Origin of the sequence: Neobacillus drentensis (assembly GCF_021560175.1) — a bacterium.
GTDB classification, from domain to species: Bacteria; Bacillota; Bacilli; order Bacillales; family Cytobacillaceae; genus Neobacillus; species Neobacillus drentensis_A.
In genome coordinates this window covers 6,171,988-6,192,775 of record NZ_CP091110.1, presented here as the reverse complement: position 1 = coordinate 6,192,775, position 20,788 = coordinate 6,171,988, and the positions used below count along the sequence as shown (strand labels likewise).

The window sequence follows — 20,788 nt, the reverse complement described above, 5'->3', positions numbered from 1 at the left end:
TCCTTAAGGGGTTGAAAATAGAGCCATAGCCGCGGTGGTGTCAGGCGCCATGTGAATTTTTCACATGGTGCCTGACACCTTATTGCTCTAATCCATAGTAGCCGCAAACGGCATAACCGACTGATTTTGCTGCGACAATGAGGGCGTCTTCGTCGATATCAAATTTTGGATGGTGATTGAAATAAGGTTTTTCGACGCCTTTTGGGGTGCAGCCAATATAAAAGTAGCAGCCAGGGATTTTTTCTAAGTAGTAAGCAAAGTCATCTGAAGGTGACATCATTGGATATTCCACAACCTGCTTAATGTCAGGATCATTTGCCCCTTCAAGGCTGGCTTTCACGCCTGCTGTAACCTCTGGATGATTATACAAAGGCGGATAATCAGATGTATAGGTTAATTCACATTGCACACCAAATTCAGCTTCCATCCCGCTGACAATGCGGCGAACTTCCTTTTCAATCAACTCTTTTGTTTCTCCTGTCATGTAACGGATATCCCCTTCAAGCTCGACACGATCTTTAATCACATTAAAGGTTCCTTTGCCGTCAAATGATCCTATGGTGATGACCCCCATATCAAAAGGATTTAAACGTCGGCTAATAATTGTCTGTACGGCTGTCACAAAATAGGAACCGGCAACAATAGCATCATTGGCCATATGCGGAGAAGAGCCATGACCCCCTACCCCTTGAATTCCTAATTTAAAATAGGATCTACCTGCCATCGAATAGCCGCTGTGGTATCCCACAAAACCTGCCGGATTCAGTGGAAGTAAGTGAATTCCAAAAATAGTGTCCAGATCATCAAGTGCTCCAGAGTCAACAATGCTTTTTGCGCCGCCTGGTGGTACTTCTTCGGCATGTTGATGAATGATTTTGATGGTACCAGGCAGCTCATTTTTTAATCGAATCAGACAATCAGCAAGAATCATTAAGTAAGCAGTATGACCATCATGGGCACATGCATGCATGACCCCTTCATTCTTTGATTTAAAGGGAAGCTCCGTTTCTTCTAAAATTGGCAGGGCATCAAAATCAGCCCGAAGTCCAATCGTTTTCCCCGGCTTTCCACCTTTAATGGTCACGATAATCCCATGACCATTCCCAACATTGGATTGAACTTCTACGTCCTTTTCCTTATAGAAATCGAAAATATATTGAGCTGTTTTTTCCTCGTAAAAAGATAATTCAGGGTTTTCATGTAAATATCGGCGAATTTGAATCATTTCTTCTTGCCGAGCTTCTAGCATCTCCATTAATTGTTTTCTCATGTTTCTTCACATCCTTTCTCAATACTTGTTCAGAGTCTCTACTTAGGTCCTCTGCCTTCCTATTCCTTCCTTTCTCCTCTTTATAATTCCCTTTTTTTAAAAAAATGCGGAATCTTGACTCCCTTATTACAGGTAAAGTACAATTAGTGGGTATATTTTCCTGAAGCTTACAATAGGGAAATATTGAATTAATCGGATTTCTAAGATACCCTTGAAGTGGTTAACTTATATACAGGAAGGTGTAAATATATGGCAATTGTACTTGCGTCCATTCTAGATGCAGATTGGTCGAAATTAGCAGATGAAATACGTGATGTGGATCGTGCAGGAGTAGATGGTTTTAGTATTGATATTATGGATGGAAAGTTTGTTCCAAGAACAACATTTGGGCCAAAAGATGTCTCTGATATTAGGAATTTAACAAATGTACCGATTGAAGTACATTTAATGGTTAGTAATCCAGAGAACCATGTTGAATCGTATTGTGATGCGGGAGCAGACCAGGTGGTATTCCATATAGAGGCAGCGAATGACCCACTTTCCATTATAGACTCGATCCATGCGCGGGGGTTACGGGCAGGTATCGCCATTCTTAAGGAAACACCTCTCGACAAACTATCAGATGATGTACTGAAGTCGATAGATGCATTGACAATCATGGCTGTTACGGTAGGATTCGGTGGTCAAAAGCCTTCTTCTGAAACCGTTCAGCGTATCATTGAAATTAGAGAACGAGCCAAAGAAATAAACCCTAATCTTTTCGTCGTTATCGATGGCGGGATGAAGCCGGATAATTGTTCAGAATTTGTTCAAGCAGGTGCGGATGCAGTTGTGATTGGGACAGGTATCTATCACGCTTCCAATTATGAGGAAGCAATTAAAACCACCCATCAAAATATTGATCCGAATGAACCAGTCTCAAAGAAACGCATAGAGGGCTTGCTTGCCATACCGAGCAAAAACCGTTCGGAAAAATAAAACAAAAAGAGCCTGTTTAGTTAAACATTAAACCGGCTCCTTTTTTCTTTAATAATCGAAATGGCATCATTCTTCTTTATAAAAGCGTTCTCCTGTTTCCTGGTTGAAGTAAACGACTAATCTTTTATTTGTTGTTGGATCAAATGATACCTCATTTGTTCGGACAAAGCCTTTAGGTACTTGCTGTCCATGCTTGGCTTTGAAGCGGCGGTCCCAAATGAACCAAGATCCAATGATTAAAATGATTAGAATAATGAGTTGAATTCCATAAAAGCCAACAATCCATTTCATAGGTTATACCTTTTCAGCAATAACCGCTGTTCCATAAGCAACAATTTCACTCATATTCTGGCCGATTTCTCCAGAGTCAAAGCGCATCATTATGATTGCGGTTGCACCCATGGCCGAAGCATTTTTTACCATCCGGTCAATTGCTTGTTTTCTGGCATCTTCGAGCATTTCAGTATATTGACTGATTTCCCCGCCTACAAGTCCCTTTAAAGAAGCAACGATATCTTTACCAATTCCTCTTGCTCGTACAGTTAAGCCAAATACTGGACCTATCACTTCTGTAATTTTATGATTAGCAATATTTTCAGTTGTTACGATAATCAAATCGATCCGCCCCTTAACAAAAATAATGACTACATCCTTTATTTTACTTTTCGTTTGATAGAAATACCATTACTAATTGGCTCAACTTCACTGTGTATGGAAAGGAATGCCAATCATAACGGCTTTTTTGTGTTATAGGGTCTCGAAAAAGGAACGTCCCACTTTATTACATGCTTTAAATAGTTTATAATTATCAGATAATGCTAAATATATTAATCTATAAATATTAATAGTAATTGTCACTTGATTATCATTGGTTCAAAAACGTGTGTTCCTAGGCGGCGCCTTGCTTTTTGTGACACCTATTCAGGAGCGCCTGCATCTTTTTTCAAATATAGAGATAAGGAAGCGGTTATAATGAGCAGCATGCAGACAAAAACAGACATTATTTTAATTGGTGCCGGAGTCATGAGTGCGACTTTGGGGTCATTGTTGAAAGAGTTAGCACCGGAATGGGAAATCAAAGTATTTGAGAAACTCGCAAATCCTGGAGAAGAAAGCTCGAATGAATGGAATAATGCCGGTACCGGCCATTCAGCTCTGTGTGAGCTAAACTATACATCCGAAAAATCGGACGGATCTATTGATATTAGCAAGGCTATCCAAATTAATGAACAGTTTCAGCTCTCTAGACAGTTTTGGTCTTATCTTGTAAACCGTAATTTAATTCAAAATCCGCAAGACTTTATCATGCCAATCCCTCATATGAGTTTGGTACAAGGGGAAGATAATGTAACCTTTTTGAAAAAACGATTTAAAGCGCTGTCAAGCAATCCCCTGTTTCAAGGGATGGAATTTTCCGAAGATCCTGAAAAACTGAAGGAATGGATTCCGCTGATCATGGAAGGCCGTACAACCAATGAACCGATAGCGGCAACTAAAATTGATTCCGGAACGGATGTCAATTTCGGTGCGTTAACCCGCATGTTGTTTGATCATTTAAAGAGCAAAGACGTCGAGATAAATTATAACCATAGTGTTAAAGATATTAAACGTGCAAACGATGGCTCTTGGGAAGTAAAAGTTCATAATATCGCTAGCGATACGATCGAATATCATACAGCAAAATTCGTCTTTATCGGCGGTGGCGGCGGCAGTCTGACTTTGCTGCAAAAAACGGGTATCGCTGAGTCAAAACATATTGGGGGATTTCCGGTAAGTGGATTGTTTTTGGTATGTAACAAACCGGAGATTGTCGAACAGCATCATGCAAAAGTATATGGGAAAGCTAAGGTGGGTGCTCCCCCAATGTCCGTCCCACACCTTGATACAAGATTTATTGAGCATAAAAAAACTTTACTGTTTGGACCTTTTGCTGGCTTCTCGCCAAAGTTTTTAAAAACTGGTTCTAACATGGATTTACTAAATTCCGTAAAGCCGAATAATGTCCTGACGATGTTAGCTGCAGGGGCAAAGAATGTTCCATTAACAAAATATCTAATCCAACAACTCATGCTATCAAAGGAACAACGAATCGAAGAGTTACGGGAATTCATTCCGAATGCTAAAATCGAGGATTGGGATATCGTGACAGCAGGCCAACGTGTGCAAGTAATTAAGGATACGGAGACAGGCGGTAAAGGGACACTTCAATTTGGAACAGAAGTAGTTAGCGCTGCGGATGGCTCAATCGCTGCATTACTGGGTGCTTCTCCAGGTGCCTCTACTGCGGTCCACGTTATGCTGGAAGTGTTAGCGAAATGTTTCCCGCAGCATTTGAGAGAGTGGGAACCGAAAATCATGGAGATGATCCCTTCCTATGGCTTGTCGTTAGTGGAAAATCCAGAGTTTTTCCACGACATTCATACTTCAACAGCACAGACGCTTAACCTAAGCGAAAAAGAATTGGTCTATAGTTAATTTCGTTAAATCCTAGTATGATAGAATCATCATAATAAATACAGTAGAGAAACGGGAATTGGATGATCCAATTCCCGTTTCGGTTTGGTTTCAATTTTGCAGACGATGGTCTAGAGGATGTTATTAATAATATTCCACATTTATTTTTATCTATGCTACATTAAAGGGAAAAGTGTTATCCAAAAAGAGGTATCAAAAACGTGAACTCACAATTGACAGCCTATATTACGCTGGTTTGTACATCGGGCGTACTTAATTTGTATTTATGCTTATACGCCTATGTAAAGCGGCACCATTATACAAATATAGCTTATTTCTTTATTTTTTATACTGCCTCCATCACCATTTATTGTTTTGCTTCTGCTGTTGGTTTAATGGCTACAACACTTGAAGAACTAAAGTTTTGGACAATCATTCAATACATTGGCATGCCATTTTCTCCACCCTTAGGGTTATTGTTCATCATGCAGTATTTGGGAATAAGGATAACGAAAAAAGGGGTTACAGCTCTTCTTACCATCCCACTCGTTAGTTTGATCATGGTTGCTACGAATGATTGGCATCATTTGCATTATCGTGTGTTTGAAATTGATCCAATCTTGGGAGCTCCCTACGTTCATCAGGAGATCGGTATCTGGTATATGATTCATGGCATTTTCATATTTGCCTGTATGTTTGTAGCCTTTTTACTCGTTATTTTTCATTGGCGAGAGACTGCTAAGATTTATCGCCCGCAATTAATCTCGTTATTGTGCGGTCAACTAGTTCCGATGCTAACCGCTTTTGTTTATCTAATTGGTTTTACACCTGCGGGTATTGATCCAGTTCCAATGGTCTTATGGCTTTCATCACTATTATATTTATGGTCTATTAACATCTCACGAATGTTTACCATTATGCCAGTTGCGAAAGACGCGATATTTAATAGTATTAATGATGGAGTGATTGTGTTAGATGAATCCTATCGATTAATAGAGTTTAACCAAGCGTGTAAGAATATGTTTCCACCTCTGGCTAAATCGATGTTCGGGTTGGACTTTGATCGGGTTTGGTCAATGTTATCCGGCAGCTCGTCTCCCTTTAAGCTAAAAAAGGCAGCGTCCACTTGGGAAATGCAGTTAGCTGCCGACCATTTAGAGCGTATCTATCAAGTGCGTACTTCACCCTTACAACATGCTAATAATAGTAAAGGTCAATTAATTATATTTACTGATATTACCGAGCTAAAAAGGCTGCAGGTGAAATTGGAGCATCAAGCCTATTATGATGAACTTACACAAATTTTTAATCGCCGAGCATTTTTTCAGCAGTGTGAGCAAGAATTTTTTGCAGCAAAGAAGGATTCATTACCATTTACGGTTATATTGTGCGATATAGATTATTTTAAAAGGGTCAATGATACCTATGGTCATCATGTCGGTGATCAATTGCTTGTGCATGTAGTAAACGTGTGCCAAACACAGTTGAAGGAAGGTATTCTATTCGCGCGATATGGTGGTGAGGAATTTGTTCTGGCTCTGAAAGGATGGACAGTAGTAGAGGCTGAAGTGTTGGCTAATAAACTGCGAAAGCAGATCGAAACACAGCCGCTGCTAACTACTGAGGGAGTTATTTCTGTTACCTTAAGCAGCGGAGTAGCGGAGGCAATGGAAGACACAGAGGAAACACTACATCAGTTGTTGAATAAAGCGGATAAAGCTTTATATTCTGCAAAACGAGAAGGACGTAATCAAGTGCAAGTCTATAGAGAATCTAGAAACGATTATTGACTAAATGAATGCCACCAGAATTGGCGGCATTTTTTGATTGATGATCGTTTATCAATTTAATCTAGCCAAATAAAGTGTAATAACAGATTTGTGACACACTTTGAACATTTTTTGAAAACGCTTTGAAATTTTTATAAAAACGATTGAATGATGACTTTATCCGAGTTATTATAGAGATAGAAAAAATGTTCACGTTAACATTTCGAGAAAACAAAGCAAAGAGCAATAACTATTTGGATTAAAATTTTTTTCAGCCGCAATGTTAACGTTAACAAAAAAGGTTTTGCGATCTGAATGGCCAAAACCTAATTTATCGGAAGATGGTGAAGAATATGCAAAAATTCATGAATGATAATTTTCTTTTAAAAAATGAAACAGCCGTCCGCTTATATCATGATTATGCAAAGCAAATGCCAATCATTGATTATCATTGCCACTTAAGCCCTAAGGAGATTTATGAAAATAAAACCTTTAAAAATATTACGGAAATATGGCTATATGGTGATCATTACAAATGGCGTTTAATGAGAAGTAATGGGATAGAGGAAGAGTTCATCACTGGAAGTGCAAGTGACTATGAAAAATTCCTGGCTTGGGCAAGAACAGTTCCAATGACAATAGGTAATCCGTTATATAATTGGACACACCTGGAATTACAAAGGTTTTTTGGGATTTATGATTTACTCAATGAAGAAAGTGCCCCGCAAATTTGGGAGAAGGTTAATGCTTTATTGAATAGTGAGGGCTTTGGAGCAAGAGATTTTATTAGCAAATCAAATGTAAAAGTCGTTTGTACAACCGATGATCCTGCTGATAGTCTTGAGTACCACCTTAAATTGAAAGAAGAAACGAATTTTGTTGTTAAAGTGCTGCCAAGCTTTAGGCCTGACAAGGCTTTAGAAATTAATAGAGACACCTTTCAACAATGGATTGAGTTGCTTCAAACAGTATCAGGTGTTTCAATTGAATCCTATGAAAATTTCCTAGAGGCACTTGAATCACGGGTAAGATTTTTTGATTCAGTTGGCTGCAAAGTCTCTGACCATGCGATGGATCAAATGATGTATGCGGATACGACAATAGAAGAAGCGGCTGCCATTTTTAATCAAGCACTACAGGGAAATAAGGTTTCCATTGAGGATGAAAAGAAATACAAAACATTCACCTATCAGTTTTTAGGCAAACTTTATAGTCAGCTAGGCTGGGCGATGCAATTCCACATTAATGCATTAAGAAACAATAATAGTAGAATGTTTGACGTAATGGGCCCAGATACTGGCTGGGATTCGATTAATGATGAATCGATTGCGAAGCCATTATCCAAATTATTGAACTTAATTGAACAGGAAAGTGGACTGCCAAAGACCATCATCTATTCATTAAATCCTAACGACAACAATACCATTGCCTCTATGATTGGTAACTTCCAAGGCGGCGGAATTCCAGGGAAAATTCAATTCGGTACTGCCTGGTGGTTTAATGATAATAAGGATGGAATGATTGAACAAATGAAGTCACTATCCAATATGGGGCTTTTCAGCCGATTTATTGGTATGCTGACAGATTCAAGAAGTTTTCTATCTTACACAAGACATGAATATTTTAGAAGAATCGTATGTTCCCAGATTGCCGAATGGGTTGAAAACGGGGAAGTTCCAGATAACATTGAGTTTTTAGGAAGTATTGTCCAAGGTATATGTTATCAAAATGCCAAAGACTACTTTGGTTTTGAACTATAAAAAAAATCCCACCCTTTTACTAGTATTATTGCGAGTAATACTAGTAAGGTGGAACATTAGAAAAAATTGATCAATAAAATTATATCAAAAGGGCACTTCTTATTTCAAGGAGACACAACCTTTACAAGAATAAAAACCAGAGGTTTTAAGATTTATGGAAACGGATTCAATAGATGGGTCTAAATGAACCGATCAGAAAGAACTGCAGTCCTTATTATATAAAGGTGGTGTATTTATGGCAGACAATATGGCAAGATCATTAAATAATGAAAATAGTACTTCAGATCAAGGATTAGGAAAAATAACCACAAAAGAAAAAGTAAGTTATGGTTTTGGTGACTTTGGAAACGGCTTCATGTTCGATTTAGGTCAATCTTACTTAATGCATTTCTATACGGACATTGCTGGCATTAGCGCAGCGGCTGCAGCAGGTGTTTTTTCAATAACGAAAATCTTCGATGCCTTTATGGATCCTTTGGCAGGTTCCTTTATTGACTCGAGGACGCCTGGTAAACGTGGGAAATTCCGCCCTATTATGATGTTTGCTTCTATTTTGCTGGCAGTGATGACGGTTGTTACCTTTACAATGCCTGATCTATCAATGGGCGGAAAAATTGCCTGGGCATATGGTACTTATATGGCATGGGGTCTAATCTATTCCTTTACAAATGTTCCTTATGGTTCCTTGGCTTCCGTTATGACGAGGGATGTTGGCGAACGGTCGATCATGGCATCGACACGCCAAGCAGGTTCAATCGGTGCGCAATTGATTACAGGTGTGGCCTTTGTTCCCATACTGATGTTATTCCCAAGTCAAAAAATAGGGTATCCAGTAACTGCTGCTATTATGGCGTTAATCGGTATTGTTGGTTTCTTCATTTGTTATAAAAATACAAAAGAACATATTAAAACTGAAAACGCTAAGGGTAAAGAAAAGCAGTCAGCGAAAGACTATTTCCGGGTCGTCTTCACAAACCGTCCATTATGGTGCTTAATTTTAATGACCTTGTTTACGATTTCAGCAATGAATACAAATAATGCCATGATGATTTATTTCTGCCAGTATAACCTTGGTCACGTTGGTTTACAGCCAATTATTAACTTCATTCAAATGGGTAGTTCAGTTGCAGGTATCGCGTTAATTCCAATGTTAGTACGCCGTTTTGGCAAAAAGAGAACAGCGATGGCCGGTTTGTTAATCGGTGTCGTTGCTGATGGTTTAAATTTTATTATCCCAACAAATATTTATAGCTTTATCGTCTTAGTTTCAATTGGGTATGCCGCGTTAGCGATTTCAAATGGTGTTACATGGGCTTTTGTTTCCGATACAATTGATTATGGACATTGGCACACTGGTGTTCGTAAAGAAGGTGTTACGTATGCCGCATTTAACTTCTCTCGTAAGATTGCTCAGTCACTTGCTGCACTAGTATCTGCCGGTGTTCTTGCGGCAACGGGCTATATTGCAAATGCTCACCAATCTGCAGGTACACTCTTAGGAATTAAGGGGACAATGACTCTTTATCCAGCAGTTGCCTTACTGCTTGCTGCAGTCATTCTTGGCTTGCTATACAATTTGTCTGATGATAAATTCAAAGGTATTGCTAATGATTTAAATAATGGCCGTTGGGAAAGAGGAAGTTTCTAAGAATAAAGACAGGGGGAGGGTATCCACTCCCCCGTCTTTTAGATTTGCAGCTAAGCAGCTATAATTATATTCAAAAATCGGTTCTACTGGTAAAATTAAAAGCGGAAGGTTAGATAAAGGGTGAACAAACATGGTTACAATTAAAGATATTGCGAAACTGGCAAATGTATCCCATACGACTGTCTCCCGTGCCTTAAATGACAGTCCGCTTATAAAGCCGGGGACCAAAAAAAAAATACAAGAAATAGCTGCGCAGCTGAATTATACTCCTAACTTTAATGCTAAAAGCCTTGTCATGCAAAAGTCTTATACAATAGGTCTTTTCTTTACAAGTATTTCAAATGGTACATCACCTAGTTTCTTCGCAGACACCGTAAAAGGTGTTAATCATGTCATTAATGAGGATTATAATTTATTTGTAAGAGGCATCGATGATTATCCTACCTTTTCATCGATTCATCATAGACGATTCGATGGAATTATTTTAATGAGTCAAAGTGAAGTAGATAATTCCTTTATCTATCATGTCCTTAATCAAAAAATTCCTCTTGTTGTGATTAATCGAGAGGTTAGCGACCAGTCTATTATTAATATTTTATCGAATGACCGTGAAGGTTCTTGTCAGGCTGTAAAGTATCTTATCCAAAAGGGTCACAAGGATATTGCGATTATAGAAGGTATTAAAGGGTTTAAATCTTCATTGGAGCGGAGAGAGGGATATTTAAAGGCCTTGATTGATGAGCAAATTCCCATTCAGAGCGAATATATTGTTAACGGAAATTATGATATGGAAAGCGGCTATAAGGCGATGGAAAAATTGTTGTCTTTAGAAAACCCGCCAACAGCCGTCTTTAGTTCCAATGATGATATGGCAGTAGGTGCTCTCAATGCTGTATTTGCAAAGGGACTAACTGTCCCTGGGGACATTTCTGTCATAGGTTTTGATGATATTCAAATTGCACGATATACCAATCCTTCATTAACAACCGTCAAGAAACCAATTGAGAAAATCAGCAGGCTCGGTGCAGAAAAAATCCTGAAAGCTATCGAAAGTCAAGAGATTAAAGGCGAAAAAATATTTGTTGAAACAGAGTTAATGATAAGAAAATCCGTTTCAACATGGAAGTAATGATTTTCCCGTTTGTAAGGAAATGCTTATAAACGGGTTTTAAATAAAACACAATGTTCACGTGTGCATAATAGAGGAGGAACCATCATGCAAAAACTAAACAAAAAAACAGTTGAAGGTTATAAAAACTATCCTGAAAAGGTGTTGCAATTTGGAGAAGGGAATTTTTTAAGGGCGTTTGTTGATTGGCAAATTGATATTCTGAACAAGACCACGGATTTTAATGGCAGTGTGGTGGTCGTCCAGCCACGGGGAAGTGCAGGGGTAGAAAAACTCAATGAACAGGATGGCCTGTATACCCTTTATTTGCAAGGCTTCAAAGACGGAAAGCCGGTTAAAGAGCATACCTTAATTGATGCTATCAGTAGAGGTATAGATTTATTCACTCAATACGAGCAATTTGTTGAGCTAGCAAAAAATCCAGATTTGCGGTTTATTTTTTCTAATACAACAGAAGCCGGCATTGCTTATGATGAAAAGGATGGTTTAGAAGATCAACCGCAAAAAAGCTATCCTGGTAAACTAACAGCATTCCTTTATCGCCGCTTTCAAGCCTTTAATGGGGATATAAATAAGGGATTCATTGTTATTCCTTGTGAATTAATTGAGTGTAACGGTGAAAAATTGAAAAAGATTGTTCTCCAATATGCGATCCAATGGAACCTTGGTGACGAATTTATTCAGTGGCTAAATGAAGCAAATACCTTCTGTAACAGCCTTGTGGACCGGATTGTCCCAGGTTTTCCAAGAGATACAATTGATGAAATGACAGAAGAGCTTGGTTACAAAGATGATTTAGTTGTAGTCGGCGAACAATTTTATTTATGGGTGATTGAAGGTCCGCAATGGATTAAGGAAGAGTTTCCAACACATTTGGCAGGCCTAAATACATTATTTGTGGATGACTTAACCCCATACAGGACAAGAAAAGTACGAATTTTAAACGGCGCTCATACAGCCATGACCCCAGTGTCTTATTTATATGGCTTAGATACTGTCGCTGAAGCAGTTGGTCACCCAGTAGTGGGGTCCTATATTAAGGAACTAATCTTTGATGAAATTATTCCAACCTTAGATCTTCCAGTTGAAGAATTAAACCATTTTGCTGATGCAATTCTTGAACGATTTATGAACCCATTTATCAAACATTTCCTTATGAGCATTTCACTTAATTCCATGTCAAAATATAAAACAAGAAATCTGCCATCGTTATTGGAATTTATTGATCGGAAGAGAGAATTGCCTGCTAAACTTGTATTTTCTCTTGCAGCGCTTATTTCTTTCTATAAAGGAAAAAGAGGAACAGAAGATATTCAGTTGTCAGATGACCAGGATATTCTTGATTTATTTCATCAGCAATGGGGAACATTTGATGGAACAGTTGAAAGTTTGAGAGCCATTGTCAAATCGGTCTTAGGATATGAGAAGAATTGGGAATTAGACTTAAATGCAGTTCCGGGATTAACCGATATGGTAACAAATTATCTTTATGAGATTGAAACTAAGGGAATGATAAGCGCGGTTGCAGCTGTATTAAACGTAAAAGTCGAACAATAAGGGGGAACAATCATGTTAGATATTATTCAAATCAATGAAAATGATAATGTTGTCGTTGCCTTAAAGGACCTGGAAATGGGTCAATCATTTAAAGTAAACGAAAATGAAGTCACCATAAAAGAGGCTGTTAAAAGAGGCCATAAGGTTGCTATAAAGGACATACAGGAAAATGAAAATGTGGTTAAATATGGTTATCCAATCGGGCATGCAAAAGGGGTTATTCATGCTGGGGAACATGTCCATACTCACAATACGAAAACCAATCTTGATGGCATTCAGGACTACCAATTCAACCAAAAGCTTACTGAAAATCCCTATGAACAAGAACCGTTATTCTTTAAGGGATTCAGACGCCAAAACGGTCTTGTTGGGATTCGTAATGAACTCTGGATTGTCCCAACAGTTGGCTGCGTGAATGGCGTAGCAGAAACGATCATTAAGCGGTTTGTAAAAGAAGTTGGCGATATTAGCCCTTTTGAGGACGTTCTTGTCCTAAAACATAACTACGGATGCTCCCAGCTTGGGGATGACCATACGAATACAAGAGACATATTGCGAGATGCAGTCCTTCATCCAAATGCGGGTGGTGTGCTGGTGTTAGGCCTTGGATGTGAAAATAATAATTTATATGAATTTAAAGAGAGTCTTGGCGAATTTGATGACCATAGAGTAAAGTTTCTCGTTTCGCAAGAGGTTTCAAATGAAATTGAGGCAGGAGTAAAGTTATTAAAGGAAATCTATGAAAATGCCAAAAATGATCAGCGTGATAATGTACCATTGTCTGAATTAAAAATCGGTCTAAAATGTGGCGGCTCGGATGGTCTGTCTGGTATTACTGCTAATCCACTGCTCGGCAGGCTGTCCGACTTCCTTGTGGCTCAAGGTGGAACGACAGTTTTAACCGAGGTTCCTGAAATGTTTGGTGCTGAGACGATTCTCATGGAACGGGCAGCGAATGAAGAAGTATTTTCTAAAACTGTAGAACTAATCAATGACTTTAAACAATATTTTATTGCCAATAATCAGCCGATCTATGAAAATCCATCACCAGGGAACAAGGAGGGCGGCATCACGACACTAGAAGATAAATCGCTTGGCTGTACCCAAAAAGCAGGAACATCGATGGTTAATGACGTACTTAAATATGGAGAAAGAATCAAGAAAAATGGTTTAAATCTTTTAAGTGCTCCGGGTAATGACCTTGTTGCTGCATCTGCTTTGGCATCAGCTGGCTGTCAATTGGTTCTCTTTACGACTGGCAGAGGTACCCCATTTGGCACATATGTCCCAACAATGAAGGTATCAACGAATACACCGCTTTATGAAACAAAGCCTCATTGGATTGACTATAATGCAGGAGTTTTGCTTGAGCAGCCAAGCGATGCTGTTTTGCGGGACTTTATTGACTATATTATTAAAGTAGCGAGCGGTGAACTCGTAAACAATGAAAAAAATGAATTTAAAGAGATTGCTATTTTTAAGACCGGAGTTACTTTATAGGCTTTGCTATAACGAAGCCGTGGGGACGATCAATTCTACTTTAGGAGGACAAGACATTGGCACAAGATTTACTGTCGTTACTTGCAAAGGAAAAAATAATCGCTATCGTCAGGGGAATTCCAATGGGCAGCGGGGAGCAAACCGCCAAAGCTCTAGCGGAAGGAGGAATTTCATTTTTAGAGATTACTTTAAATACGGATGGCGCCTTAGATATGATTAACGAAATCAAGGGGAAATTTGGAGAACGAATAAAAGTAGGCGCAGGGACCGTTTTAAATCTTAAAATGGCAAAGGAAGCGATACAAGCGGGTGCTGAATACATCATCTCGCCAAACCTTGATGAGGAAGTTTTAACATATGGACTTGAGCAGGGTGTGGAGGTCTGGCCGGGAACCATGACTCCATCCGAGATTGTCCGGGCTTATAATCTCGGGGCAAAGGCAGTAAAAGTATTTCCAATTGGTTCCCTAGGTGTGAAATATATTAAGGATTTACGAGCGCCTCTATCTCATATTCCAATGGTTGCTACGGGCGGGGTCAATTTAGATAATATCAAGGAAGTACTTGATTACGGCGCAGTTGCAGTAGGCCTAGGGGGAAATCTCGTAAATAATAGCTTGATTGAAAAAGGTGATTTTGAGAGGATTACTCATATGGCAGCATCGTATACCAAACTAGCTAAAGAGGTGGAGGAAATTGCAGCAAAATCATAGAGCGGATGTTGTGACAATCGGTGAAAGTATGGTCTTATTCCAGCCAATGGGCGAAAAGGGAATTAAGTATGAGTCCCTTTTTACAAAGTCATTGGCAGGTGCAGAATCAAATGTAGCCATTGGACTAACTCGTTTAGGGAAAAACGTTCGGTGGATTAGTAAAGTAGGCAACGATCCTTTTGGTGATTTTATCTTATCAACGCTTGCGGGCGAAGGGGTGGATGTATCCCATGCCCTCCGCGATGAAGGATCCCCTACAGCTGTTTACTTTAAGGAGACAAAAGCGTTTGGAGATCCAACCGTGTACTATTATCGGAAAAACTCTGCCGCCAGTAAATTGGAACCGTCTGATGTTGGTCCAGAGTGGCTGGAAGGTGCCAGGCACTTACATGTTACAGGAATTACACCTGCATTAAGTGAAAATGCTGCTGCGGCCATTCGTAAAACAATGGAACTTGCCAGAGAAATGGGATTAACGATTTCATTGGATCCTAACCTAAGGAGAAAGCTTTGGAGTGAGGAGCAGGCAAGAAGGGTGCTGCTTTCTCTTATCCCATTATGCGATGTGTTTCTTCCGGGTGTAGAAGAAGCAGATTTTCTCATCGGGAAACAATCAATCGAGGATTACGGTAAACAATTTCTTGAAATGGGACCAAAGGTAGTGGCAGTAAAGCTTGGCGCAGAAGGTTCGATTGGTTTTATAGAAGGAAATTCAATGAAAGCGGCTCCCCATGCTGTCCAACAGGTAATCGATACAGTGGGTGCTGGGGATGCATTTGCGGCTGGATTTGTCTCTGTCTTTTTAGACAATCAAACTTCCATGACACCAGCTTCTCTGGAAAAAGCCTTGAATCGAGCCAATATTATGGGAGCGTTAGCAACTCAATTTAAAGGTGACTGGGAAGGTATACCTGCGTTAGAAGAGCTCGAGGCGATTGGTTCAGGGAAAGTCGAAGTAAAGAGATAATATTCTTATGGCGTATCATTAAGTTTGATTTTATCAAAATACATGAAAGGATAAACGAATGCTAAAAAAGCCGAGACTCTAGATTGAGTCTTGGCTTTTCTAATGATAAAGAAAGTTTAAAATTAACTTGAAAATGGACCAAGGCGCCTCCGCTATTCGACTTTACCGTTTCATTTGAATCATAAATTTATACCGGTCGGCACGATAAGAGGAGCGGACATATTCAACGGGAGTACCATCCCTTAAAAAGGTTTGTTGTTGAATAAGCATAATCGGGGCACCTTTTTTTATTTTTAAAAATTTAGCCTCAACTTGATTCGCGATGGACGATTCAATTACTTGTGAGGCGTGGTCTATTTGAAAATTCAGTTGTTCTTCAATGAAGGCATAAACAGACTTTTTCACAATCTGTTCTGTTAGGCCTTTAACAAGATTTGCTGAGATATAATTTGATTCCACAGCCATTGGAACATCATCAGCAAGCCGAATACGTTTAATCTCATACACGGGGCCATGTTCTTGAATACCGAGCTGGCTGGCAATTTGGCTAGTCGCAGGAATAATTTCAAAGGAGAGCAATTGACTGTCTGGTTTTAATCCTCTAGCAACCATATCTTCAGTAAAGCTGCGTAATCGATGAAGCGGTTGTTCAATTTTTCGCTCTGACACAAAAGTCCCTTTGCCTTGAATTCGATGTAGGTAGCCCTCGTTCACAAGCTGGGTTAAAGCCTGTCTCACTGTCATCCGGCTGATTTGATACTTTTCAGCATACTCTCGTTCAGGAGGAATGGAATCGCCGGGTCTTAACTCACCTTTCTCAATTAAATCCTTTATAAGCTCTTGAAGTTGATAATATATCGGGATGGGGGAATCCTTTTTGATCATACTCCTCTCGTGCATCCTTTCTATTTAAACTCGGGAAACCTGTTTGCTTCTCGTTTAAAAGGACACGAAAGAGGAGAACTCAACTGTGAACCTTTAAACCAGCAATTGCAGCCTTATCTGCAATAATTGTAACATATGGATGATTTTTCAGCACGGATGCAGGAAATCTTTCATCGATCGTATCTTCAGTCAAAAGTCTCTTCAGTGCATCCTTTTTTTGTTCTCCAGAAACGAGTAAGAGAATTTCTCTGCTTTTCATTATTGTCGCTATTCCCATCGTTAGGGCTTTTGTCGGAACCTCCTCCAAACTGTTAAAATATCGTGCATTCGCTTGTCTCGTGGATGCCGTTAATTGAACCACATGCGTTTTAGTATCAAAGCGTGTTCCAGGTTCATTGAATCCGATGTGGCCATTTGCTCCAATCCCAAGAACTTGTAAATCAATTCCGTTATGTTGAGCAACTAATTTCTCATAGGCTTCACATTCTTTTAGGACATCATCGACCGTTCCACGTGGAACAAATGTGTTATTTTTTTGAATGTCAATATGATTAAATAAGTGATCGTCCATATAATAACGATAGCTATTCGGGTTGTCTCCAGAGAGTCCGACATATTCATCCAAATTGAAGGATGTAACCTCTCGATACGAAGTCCCATTCTTTTGATGATCAGCAATTAAATTGGCATAAATCCCCATAGGCGTTCCGCCTGTGGCAAGTCCAAGTTTAATTTTTGGAGATTGAATCACTTTTTGAATAATATAATCGGCGGCTATTTTACTCATATCTTGGTAATCGATTGCTTCTATAACCTTCATTTTGTTCTTCCTCCCTTAATATAGGCAACCTTTCCACGGCATATCGTCAGATAAACATCCAAGTTCTCATCAAGGATTACAATATCCGCATCTTTTCCTTTCGAAATGCTGCCCTTTCGATCAAAAACTTTCAGTTGTTTGGCTGGATTGACAGCAGCCATTTCAACTGCTTCTTCTAGTTTGCATCCGGTAAAGGCTACTATATTTTTAACTCCTTGTCCCAATCTTAGAATACTGCCTGCAAGGGTTCCGTCACGTAAGGTTGCTCTTCCATCCTGGACGATTACATCCTGTCCGCCTAAATCATAATGACCATTTTTTAGACACTTTGCCCGCATGGCATCGGTGATTAAAATGATTCCCTTTTTCCCTTTTTGTTTGTAGGCTAGTTTCACCATTTCGGGATGGACATGCACACCATCTACGATTAATTCTGCCTTTAGCTCTTCCCTTAAGAAGGCTGCTCCCACCACACCAGGCTCACGGTGATGCAGGCCCCGCATTTGGTTGTATAGATGGGTGACATGGTTTGCACCAGCGTCGATGGCTTGAATGACGTCTTCAAATGTGGCGTCTGAGTGGCCAATGGAAGCAATGATTCCCTTTGACTTTAAATATCGTACCAGCTCGAGCCCGTCTGGCAGCTCGGGTGCAAGTGTGACAAGTTTAATGGATTGACTAGCGAGGTCTTCCCATTTTTTAAACAGTTTCAGATTCGGATTAACAATATGTTGAATGGGCTGGGCTCCAGCTTTCTTTTTATTAACAAACGGACCTTCAAGGTGGATTCCGAGTATTTCCGCCTTTCCTGGAGATTGATCTTTTTTTATGAAGCGGCCGGCGTTTAGTAAGGCCTCTTCAATTTTATTTTCTTCTTGGGTCATGGTTGTGGCTAAAAAGCTAGTGGTTCCTTCACCTGGCAATGCCAGGGTCATGGTATCTAACGCTTCTTGTGTGGCGTCCATCGTATCGGCTCCGTTGGCCCCGTGGATATGAACGTCGATAAAACCGGGAACGGCTTTATAGGATGTAGGAATGTTAAGTGCCTCCCATTCTTCCTCGAAGGTGAGATCTTCTATTGGACCTAATTCTACGATTTTTTGATCTTTTATTTTTATATAGCCATTTTTAATCCATTGACCTTCGGCATATATTTGAATTCCCTTGAGCAAAATAGGTGTAAATTTTATCGTCATGTTCATTACTCCCTTTCCAGACACCGTAATTTTATCATTTACAAAATATAGATGTCTATACCAATTTTCAGGAATAAATATCGGTATCTCTCTATATTATATGCTATTTATCTGCTTGTTTACCAATAATTTCAACTTTATTGGTATAGACAACTATAATAGTTGGATGGTATGATGGTCCTTGTGATATAAAAACGCTTACACATAAAAAGAGGAGAGATGCTTCATGTTAGGATTTTTACAGCGAATTGGGAAAGCATTAATGCTTCCGATCGCCGTTTTACCAGCTGCTGGTCTGTTATTACGTTTTGGGCAGCCGGATTTGCTGAATATCCCATTTATTGCAAATGCAGGTAATGCTGTTTTTGCAAACTTAGCTTTAATTTTTGCGATTGGTGTTGCCATGGGGTTTGCAAAGGATAGTAATGGGGCAGCCGCATTATCGGGGGCGATTGGTTACTTGGTTTTAACCCAAGGAACAGTAGCTATTGATAAAGATATTAATATGGGTGTTCTTGGAGGAATCCTTACTGGAATTATTTCCGGACTATTATACAATCGTTTTCATGATATCAAATTACCTGAATGGCTAGGTTTCTTTAGTGGAAGACGATTCGTACCGATTATAACCTCGGTAACAATGGTCATTATTGCTGGCGTTGCTGGATTTATCTGGCCGCCGATTCAAGATGCGATAAATGGGGTCGGTAACTGGATCATTGGTTTAGGGGCACTTGGAGCAGGTATCTTTGGGATTTTAAACCGTCTGTTAATTCCGCTTGGTCTTCACCATGTTTTAAACAGTTTGTTTTGGTTTCAATTTGGAACATTCCAAGGTAAATCAGGAGATATTGCCCGCTTCTTTGCAGGTGACCCAACGGCTGGAACCTATATGACAGGCTTCTTCCCTATTATGATGTTTGGATTGCCTGGGGCAGCACTTGCCATAATTGCAGCTGCTAAGAAGGAAAAAAGAAAAGCGATTACTGGTATGTTTATTGGGGTCGCACTCACCTCATTCATTACAGGTATTACCGAACCAATTGAATTTTCCTTTATGTTTATTGCACCGCTGCTATACGGAATTCATGCCTTATTAACAGGCCTTTCATTTGTCATCGTAACTTTGTTAGGGATTAAGGACGGCTTTACCTTCTCAGCCGGAGCAATTGACTATATTTTAAACTTTAATATTGCGCAAAAACCGCTGCTTTTACTACTAGTTGGTTTGATTTACGGAGTGGTTTATTTTCTTGTTTTTTATGGCGTCATTAAAGCATTTAATATCAAAACTCCAGGCCGTGAAGACGAAGAAGAAGAATCGGAAGAAAAAGCATCGATTGAATCCGTTACTGGAGCAACTAAATACGAAACGATGGCTTATCATTTTATCAATGATATTGGCGGCAAGGAAAATATTACAACTATTGATAACTGTGCCACACGTCTTCGTTTAAATGTTAAGGACATGGACCAAGTAAGAGATTCTTCATTAAAATCGCACGGTGCAAAGGGTGTTATGAAATTAAACAAAACAAACCTGCAAATCATTGTCGGGACGGAAGTTGAATTTGTAGCAGATGCGATGAAGAGATTGGAAACAAAGTCAGTAAGCATTCCTTCTGAGCAAGCTGTAATGGCTGAAACTCAAAACTACCTGCCGTTAAGTGAACAAGATTTTGTGATGCCGATTGAAGGAGAAATTATTCCGATCACGGAAGTGGAGGATCTAGTATTTTCACAAAAAATGATGGGAGACGGATTTGCAATTATTCCTGCCAAGGGTTCTGTGGTTTCTCCAGTAGATGGGAAAATTATCAATGTCTTCCCTACTAAACATGCGGTGGGCATTAAATCAAAACAGGGATATGAGATATTGATTCATATTGGTATGGACACCGTAAGTTTAAAAGGGGAAGGATTTACTGTTCTTGTGAAGGATGGCGATTCAATCTCGAAAGGGCAAGAAATTATAAAATTTGATTTAGATAAGATTAAGCAATCAGTACCGTCGACCGTTTCTCCTGTTGTTTTCACAAACTTAACGAAATTAAACATTAAGAAGCAGGGGAAAGTTTCACAGGGCGAAAAGGGTATTATTTCAATCGAGTAAGAACGGCAGGACATTTGGACCATTTCTTA

General features: G+C 39.4%; 17 protein-coding genes. 11 read left to right on the top strand and 6 right to left on the bottom strand.

Annotated elements, in window-relative coordinates:
* Positions 1-79 precede the first annotated feature (79 nt).
* Positions 80-1,270, bottom strand: a complete 1,191-nt coding sequence (locus L1999_RS29210; protein ID WP_235741710.1) for an amidohydrolase — start codon at positions 1,268-1,270, stop codon at positions 80-82.
* A 249-nt stretch (positions 1,271-1,519) separates the two neighbouring features.
* Between L1999_RS29210 and L1999_RS29205 the strand changes: the two genes are divergently transcribed.
* Positions 1,520-2,248, top strand: a complete 729-nt coding sequence (locus tag L1999_RS29205; RefSeq protein WP_235741709.1) for a ribulose-phosphate 3-epimerase — start codon at positions 1,520-1,522, stop codon at positions 2,246-2,248.
* Between the two features lie 66 nt (positions 2,249-2,314).
* Here the strand turns inward: L1999_RS29205 and L1999_RS29200 are convergent, their stop codons facing one another.
* Positions 2,315-2,539, bottom strand: a complete 225-nt coding sequence (locus L1999_RS29200) for a hypothetical protein (RefSeq protein ID WP_215045361.1) — start codon at positions 2,537-2,539, stop codon at positions 2,315-2,317.
* A gap of 3 nt (positions 2,540-2,542) precedes the next feature.
* Complete coding sequence (locus L1999_RS29195) at positions 2,543-2,863, bottom strand: YbjQ family protein (protein WP_215045362.1); 321 nt, start codon at positions 2,861-2,863, stop codon at positions 2,543-2,545.
* A gap of 357 nt (positions 2,864-3,220) precedes the next feature.
* On the opposite strand from L1999_RS29195, the gene L1999_RS29190 reads away from it, so the two are divergent.
* From L1999_RS29190 to L1999_RS29150, 9 genes are all read left to right on the top strand, one after another.
* Positions 3,221-4,723, top strand: a complete 1,503-nt coding sequence (locus tag L1999_RS29190) for a malate:quinone oxidoreductase (RefSeq protein ID WP_235741708.1) — start codon at positions 3,221-3,223, stop codon at positions 4,721-4,723.
* A gap of 200 nt (positions 4,724-4,923) precedes the next feature.
* Complete coding sequence (locus tag L1999_RS29185; protein WP_235741707.1) at positions 4,924-6,492, top strand: histidine kinase N-terminal 7TM domain-containing diguanylate cyclase; 1,569 nt, start codon at positions 4,924-4,926, stop codon at positions 6,490-6,492.
* 332 nt (positions 6,493-6,824) lie between these two features.
* Complete coding sequence (uxaC, locus tag L1999_RS29180; RefSeq protein ID WP_235741706.1) at positions 6,825-8,231, top strand: glucuronate isomerase; 1,407 nt, start codon at positions 6,825-6,827, stop codon at positions 8,229-8,231.
* 247 nt (positions 8,232-8,478) lie between these two features.
* Positions 8,479-9,879: a glycoside-pentoside-hexuronide (GPH):cation symporter gene (locus tag L1999_RS29175; RefSeq protein ID WP_235744502.1), complete on the top strand. Its 1,401-nt coding sequence runs from the start codon at positions 8,479-8,481 to the stop codon at positions 9,877-9,879.
* A 130-nt stretch (positions 9,880-10,009) separates the two neighbouring features.
* A complete protein-coding gene (locus tag L1999_RS29170; RefSeq protein WP_235741705.1) occupies positions 10,010-11,008 on the top strand; it encodes a LacI family DNA-binding transcriptional regulator in 999 nt (332 codons plus the stop codon).
* 87 nt (positions 11,009-11,095) lie between these two features.
* Entirely contained in the window at positions 11,096-12,565 is a 1,470-nt protein-coding gene (locus tag L1999_RS29165; protein ID WP_235741704.1) for a tagaturonate reductase, read from the top strand.
* A gap of 12 nt (positions 12,566-12,577) precedes the next feature.
* The gene (locus L1999_RS29160) at positions 12,578-14,065 is read left to right on the top strand and encodes a UxaA family hydrolase (protein ID WP_235741703.1); all 1,488 of its coding nucleotides are present in this window, start codon (positions 12,578-12,580) and stop codon (positions 14,063-14,065) included.
* 56 nt (positions 14,066-14,121) lie between these two features.
* Positions 14,122-14,778 (top strand): bifunctional 4-hydroxy-2-oxoglutarate aldolase/2-dehydro-3-deoxy-phosphogluconate aldolase, encoded by a 657-nt coding sequence (locus tag L1999_RS29155; RefSeq protein WP_235741702.1) that lies wholly within the window; start codon positions 14,122-14,124, stop codon positions 14,776-14,778.
* On the top strand, positions 14,762-15,745 hold the full coding sequence (locus tag L1999_RS29150) for a sugar kinase (protein ID WP_235741701.1): 984 nt from the start codon (positions 14,762-14,764) through the stop codon (positions 15,743-15,745). The genes L1999_RS29155 and L1999_RS29150 overlap by 17 nt, the downstream gene beginning before the upstream one ends.
* A gap of 162 nt (positions 15,746-15,907) precedes the next feature.
* Here L1999_RS29150 and L1999_RS29145 read toward each other — a convergent pair whose 3' ends face one another.
* The 3 genes from L1999_RS29145 to nagA form a co-directional block, all read right to left on the bottom strand.
* Complete coding sequence (locus L1999_RS29145) at positions 15,908-16,630, bottom strand: GntR family transcriptional regulator (RefSeq protein ID WP_235741700.1); 723 nt, start codon at positions 16,628-16,630, stop codon at positions 15,908-15,910.
* A 79-nt stretch (positions 16,631-16,709) separates the two neighbouring features.
* Entirely contained in the window at positions 16,710-17,450 is a 741-nt protein-coding gene (nagB, locus tag L1999_RS29140) for a glucosamine-6-phosphate deaminase (RefSeq protein WP_235741699.1), read from the bottom strand.
* Complete coding sequence (nagA, locus tag L1999_RS29135; protein ID WP_235741698.1) at positions 17,447-18,646, bottom strand: N-acetylglucosamine-6-phosphate deacetylase; 1,200 nt, start codon at positions 18,644-18,646, stop codon at positions 17,447-17,449. Before nagA ends, nagB begins: the two co-directional genes overlap by 4 nt.
* 226 nt (positions 18,647-18,872) lie before the next feature.
* Here nagA and nagE point away from each other — a divergent pair, with 226 nt between their 5' ends.
* Positions 18,873-20,759, top strand: a complete 1,887-nt coding sequence (gene nagE, locus L1999_RS29130; protein WP_235741697.1) for an N-acetylglucosamine-specific PTS transporter subunit IIBC — start codon at positions 18,873-18,875, stop codon at positions 20,757-20,759.
* Positions 20,760-20,788: the final 29 nt, after the last annotated feature.

What these genes read in the sequence shown, in the direction of transcription:
- L1999_RS29160 (WP_235741703.1), top strand. Translation starts at nt 12,578, where the DNA reads ATGTTAGATATTATTCAAATCAATGAAAATGATAATGTTGTCGTTGCC.
- L1999_RS29165 (WP_235741704.1), top strand. Translation starts at nt 11,096, where the DNA reads ATGCAAAAACTAAACAAAAAAACAGTTGAAGGTTATAAAAACTATCCT.
- L1999_RS29190 (WP_235741708.1), top strand. Translation starts at nt 3,221, where the DNA reads ATGAGCAGCATGCAGACAAAAACAGACATTATTTTAATTGGTGCCGGA.
- nagB (WP_235741699.1), bottom strand. Translation starts at nt 17,450, where the DNA reads ATGAAGGTTATAGAAGCAATCGATTACCAAGATATGAGTAAAATAGCC.
- uxaC (WP_235741706.1), top strand. Translation starts at nt 6,825, where the DNA reads ATGCAAAAATTCATGAATGATAATTTTCTTTTAAAAAATGAAACAGCC.
- L1999_RS29145 (WP_235741700.1), bottom strand. Translation starts at nt 16,630, where the DNA reads ATGATCAAAAAGGATTCCCCCATCCCGATATATTATCAACTTCAAGAG.
- nagA (WP_235741698.1), bottom strand. Translation starts at nt 18,646, where the DNA reads ATGACGATAAAATTTACACCTATTTTGCTCAAGGGAATTCAAATATAT.
- L1999_RS29200 (WP_215045361.1), bottom strand. Translation starts at nt 2,539, where the DNA reads ATGAAATGGATTGTTGGCTTTTATGGAATTCAACTCATTATTCTAATC.
- L1999_RS29175 (WP_235744502.1), top strand. Translation starts at nt 8,479, where the DNA reads ATGGCAAGATCATTAAATAATGAAAATAGTACTTCAGATCAAGGATTA.
- nagE (WP_235741697.1), top strand. Translation starts at nt 18,873, where the DNA reads ATGTTAGGATTTTTACAGCGAATTGGGAAAGCATTAATGCTTCCGATC.
- L1999_RS29210 (WP_235741710.1), bottom strand. Translation starts at nt 1,270, where the DNA reads ATGAGAAAACAATTAATGGAGATGCTAGAAGCTCGGCAAGAAGAAATG.
- L1999_RS29170 (WP_235741705.1), top strand. Translation starts at nt 10,010, where the DNA reads ATGGTTACAATTAAAGATATTGCGAAACTGGCAAATGTATCCCATACG.
- L1999_RS29205 (WP_235741709.1), top strand. Translation starts at nt 1,520, where the DNA reads ATGGCAATTGTACTTGCGTCCATTCTAGATGCAGATTGGTCGAAATTA.